This window comes from Bacillus sp. LR--39, from assembly GCF_053613335.1.
Window position 1 is genome coordinate 1 of sequence record NZ_JBSIOT010000955.1, and the last position, 681, is coordinate 681.

1 protein-coding gene and 1 pseudogene are annotated in these 681 nt (G+C 43.6%); both read left to right on the forward strand.

The window, feature by feature from the left end:
• Positions 1-151: pseudogene (locus ACWHAR_RS27725) on the forward strand (cytochrome ubiquinol oxidase subunit I); the annotation flags it as partial.
• Positions 152-194: 43 nt separating this feature from the next.
• Positions 195-681: cytochrome d ubiquinol oxidase subunit II (locus ACWHAR_RS27730; RefSeq protein ID WP_452088520.1), on the forward strand; the 487-nt coding region annotated here is incomplete at its 3' end.

Sequence of the window (681 nt, forward strand, 5' to 3'; positions counted from 1 at the left end):
AGATGTCGTAACAACGACTGGCTCGATTGGGCTGCTGTTCTTATTTTTCACATTTGTTTATGCCGTGTTAGGCGCAGCTGTCGTCTACGTGCTGCTGTATTATTTCCGCAAGCACCCTGTTGACGAAGATTTAAATACAGCGGAGTCGTAATGGCTCCGCAAACAGGAAACCAAATGGAAGGAAGATCGTACAAATGGAGATTTCAACTGACGCTCTGATCGCCATCTCAATTATCTGGGGCTTTGTGTTTATTTACGCCGTCATGGCGACAATGGATTTTGGAGCGGGATTTTGGTCTATGATCTATTTAAACAAGGAGCATATGAAGGCCACCGATATTGCGAATCGCTTTTTGTCCCCGACTTGGGAGGTCACAAACGTCTTTATTGTGGCCATCGTCGTGGCGCTTTTCAGTTTTTTCCCCGGCGCGACATTTGTGCTCGGCACCGTTTTATTAATTCCCGGAAGCATGATTTTACTGCTTTTAGCGATTCGAAGCGGATTTCTCGTGTTTTCAAATACAGCAAAGGAGCGGAAAACGCTAAGATATATTTCCGTCATCTCCGGCTTTATCATTCCTGCTATTTTAATTTTGGTGCTTCCTGTGACACACGGAGGGTTTATAGAAAAAACGAATGGAATCTATAACTTAAATATGTCTAAAATCTTTTCAAGCCCCA